Source organism: Roseiarcus sp. (genome assembly GCF_052145395.1).
Classification (GTDB): Bacteria; Pseudomonadota; Alphaproteobacteria; order Rhizobiales; family Beijerinckiaceae; genus Roseiarcus.
In genome coordinates this window covers 1-3,497 of sequence record NZ_JBKQOT010000600.1, presented here as the reverse complement: position 1 = coordinate 3,497, position 3,497 = coordinate 1, and the positions used below count along the sequence as shown (strand labels likewise).

Annotated in this window: 2 protein-coding genes and 1 pseudogene; 1 reads left to right on the top strand and 2 read right to left on the bottom strand. The window is 64.8% G+C overall.

The genetic code is table 11. The features are described from left to right. Nucleotides 1-1,113, bottom strand: a 1,113-nt coding sequence (locus ACLP25_RS20635; protein WP_442471024.1) for a hypothetical protein, incomplete at its 3' end; no start/stop codon positions are given. A gap of 116 nt (nucleotides 1,114-1,229) precedes the next feature. Continuing rightward, a pseudogene (locus tag ACLP25_RS20630) lies at nucleotides 1,230-2,137 on the bottom strand (pirin family protein). Between ACLP25_RS20630 and ACLP25_RS20625 the strand changes: the two are divergent. Then, the gene (locus ACLP25_RS20625) at nucleotides 2,130-2,729 is read left to right on the top strand and encodes a hypothetical protein (RefSeq protein ID WP_442471023.1); all 600 of its coding nucleotides are present in this window, start codon (nucleotides 2,130-2,132) and stop codon (nucleotides 2,727-2,729) included. The pseudogene ACLP25_RS20630 and the gene ACLP25_RS20625 sit on opposite strands and share 8 nt — an antisense overlap. The last annotated feature ends 768 nt before the right edge of the window (nucleotides 2,730-3,497 follow it).

The window sequence follows — 3,497 nt, the reverse complement described above, 5'->3', positions numbered from 1 at the left end:
CGGCGCGCCTCCTGCGAGATTCCGTCCCAGCGCCAGCCGAACCAGTCGAAGCCAAGATTCGAGCGGCGCCTCGGCCGAGGCCACGACGCCGCGGGCGTTGTTCGCGATTTGCGCGGCTTCGGCCTTGGAGAGCTCCTCCATCAAGTAAGATTCGACGAGCCCCGACGGCTTGGTCATCAGCGCGACGACATCGAAGCGAGCGCCGCGTTTGACCGTTGCGATCAGACTCGCTGCGCCCGATCCGTCGCAGGCCGAAGCCGTCGTCTTCACGACCTGCGCAGCCGTCCGTTCCCGGGCGAAAGCCGCGGGCGGAAAGGCCCGATCCAGCGCCTTCAGCCGGGCGGAGGAAAGCCATGGGCGAATCAGCGCAATCCGTCGTCGGTCGATGTCATCGAACTCGCCGCGCTGAGCAGAAGCGGAAAGCCCACGAATTGCCGCAAGCGCGGTCGATTCCTCGCCATCGAGCAGGAAGCCCACGGCGCTTCGGCGAGCCCGCTCGGCAGAATCGGCGGCGAAGGACTCGACGAGGCGCGACCGGTAGTCCTCGGGAAAGATTGCGGACAGAGAGCGAATCTCCTCGTGCAACCCGAAGTCGTCACCCACGAGATCCTTGATCAGCGGCTGCACGAGCTCGCGATAGGCCTCCTCGCCCGGCTCGTGGAGCAGACCCGCCGCGACAATCCGGCCCATGGACGCCCGCGCCTCTCCGCCGATGTCGACGTGGGACCCCGCGAACACCCGCCCGAGAATCATCAGGATTGCCGGATGGATGGCGCCCCGACGCGCCGCTTCGGCGATCATGTGGCGGGCGCGAGTCAACGCTTCGCGCGCCTCCTTGTCGCCGCCGTTGGCATCGACTCGCAACCGGTCGAGCTCCTCGGAGAGCTCGGACATTGCCTCCGCCTCCGGAAAGTCCTCCGGCTTGTCGGGATCGGCATCGAGGAACGTCCCGATCATGTCCTCGATGGAACGCTCTTCGGTCAGGGGGCCATCGAGCAGCAATCGCCGAAGCAGATCGCCGTCCAGTCCCGAAAGGAGCGTATCGAGCGGACTCCCGCGCTTGCTGTCGGCTTTGCGCGCAACTTTATTGCGCTTGGCGGCTGGCTTTTTCATGAGTCGCTCGGAACGGGGTCGGGTCTTGCGAACCTACCTCGCCGCGGCGGGCCCGGCTATGCCGGGTCGCGCCGATCCACAACGATATTCGCCGATCGCCGGGAAAGGCGTTCGGCTCAAACGGGCCGGATGAACGACCCGTCGCGCAGGTCCGACATCGCCTGACGGATTTCCGCGTCGGTGTTCATCACGATCGGCCCGTGCCAGGCGATCGGCTCGCGCAACGGGCGGCCGGAGACGAGCAGGAACCGTGCGCCCTCGTCGCCCGCCTGGACGACGATCTCGTCGCCCGCGCCGAACACGACCAGAGAGCGGTTGCCGACCTTGTCGCGGACGAGGACGTCCCGGCCGTCGACTTCGGCCTCGCTGAGCACGCCGAGCGGCTCGGAGGCGTCGGTGAAGTCGGCCGAGCCCTCAAAGATGTAGGCGAAGGCCTGCCGGTAGTCCTCGACCTTGAGGCGCTTTCCCTTGCCGGCGGGCACCGACACGTCGAGATAGCGCGGCTCCGCGGCGACGCCGTCGACCGGGCCGGTCTTGCCCCAGAACTCGCCGCAGATGACCCGCACGGTCGTCCCGTCGTCGTCGGTGACTTCGGGGATCGCCGAGGACGGGACGTCCTGATAGCGGGGCCTGGTCATCTTCAGCCGGGCCGGCAGGTTCGCCCACAGCTGGAAGCCGTGCATGCGGCCCTTGGCGTCGCCCGCGGGCATTTCCTGGTGCATGATGCCGCTGCCGGCGGTCATCCACTGACGTCGCCGGCGCCGAGCTTGCCGTGGTTGCCGAGGCTGTCGCCGTGCTCGACGGAGCCGGCGAGGACGTAGGTGATCGTCTCGATGCCGCGATGGGGATGCCACGGGAAGCCGGCGCGATAGTCGGCTGGGTTGTCGCCGCGGAAATCGTCCATCATCAGGAACGGATCGAAGTCGGAGGTGTCGCCGAAGCCGAAGGCGCGGCGCAGGCGCACGCCCGCGCCCTCGAGGGTCGGGCGGCTGAGGTTGACGCGTTTGACGGGTCGGATGGACATGAAGGGCTCCAGTGCAAACAAAAAAGGGTCGGCCGGCGAAATACTGATCCTCGACGATGGCGAAGAAGAACTCTCGACGCAAGCCGATTTCTTTCAGGAATTAGGAATAGGACGAGAACAATTCAAGTCTATCAGCGGGTTTGAACGCTCCCATCAGCTCAAGCGATTGCTTCTGTGCTCCAAGCGATCAGCGCTCGTTCTCGCAAGGGGCCGGGCGTGGCGCGGGCGGGACCGGGAGCGGCGACATCGTCGGGATCGTTGCCTTCACGCTCGCTTCAACGCCCGTTCGACCCGCGTTCGGCTCTCGTTCGGACCCTGTTCGGCGCTCCAATCGCGGTCGAATCTCACCCGTGAATCGCGATATCTCAAGAGCTTGGCGGCGAGTTTCGGCAAAAAACGTCGCGGCGCATTCCGCACGGGGGCAGGGACGGCCGACGACAGCGTCCGCCGCAAGACCGGATCGCGCGAGAACCGCCTTACGCACGACCAGAGCATAGCCGTACGTTCGGAAAATGAAAATAACTTGTTTTGGTGTTCTTTGGATCGGGAATGTCCGGCGCCGCCGGAGCGCTGGGAGTCCCGGCCTGCATGAGCCGTCGCCTGTCGGTGAGCGTCTTCGACAAACGCTCGTTGCAAACCTCCGTATGGCTCTCCAATCCCTTTATATGCCGGCCACTCACATAGGTTCAGTTGAGCGAGCGGCCTCATTCGAATAGTTGTTTGCTACTAAGCGGGAATGGCCGATTGTAAAACAATCCCCGCCACGAGCGCCTGCGCCAGTTGTCTCTTACAGTTTCGCTTGGAGACTGCGATTTGACTACCGACCTTACCGCCGATGTGCGAACCCCTGGCGAAGTCAGCAATGGCCGGAGGGCGCTATCGAATCTTTATCGCGATGTCGGATTGGCCGCAGTCGCGACCGAGCTCAATTTGCGGCTCGATACGCTTGAGCCTGACGTCGCGGAGGCCGTCGAGAGAGGAGCCGCCGCGCTTCTCCTCGCGGGGTTCGGCCCGAGTCCAGTTCGGCGCCGAGCGAGTGTTCGGGCTGGGGAGCAAAGCGGCCGTCACAAGCTGCGGCGCTTGGCGCGCAAGGCGAGACAGTTCCGGCGCTTTCCGATGGGGAAATCGGTGATTGCGAAACGCCTCGGCGACAGCATGGAGGGGCGATCTTAGACGGCGGCTCTTTGGCGGCGCCTTCGCTGCCTGGTCAAACGCTCCCGTCTTCTCTGCCAGGGCCGCCGCGCAAAAGAGTATTACGGTTACGTTCTGCATCAGTTGTCCGGGGCGTTGCGTCCGCTCAAGGTAGAGTTTTCGGACGAAAAGCGTCATAATGACCAAGCCTGCGGAAGCACCCACCTAT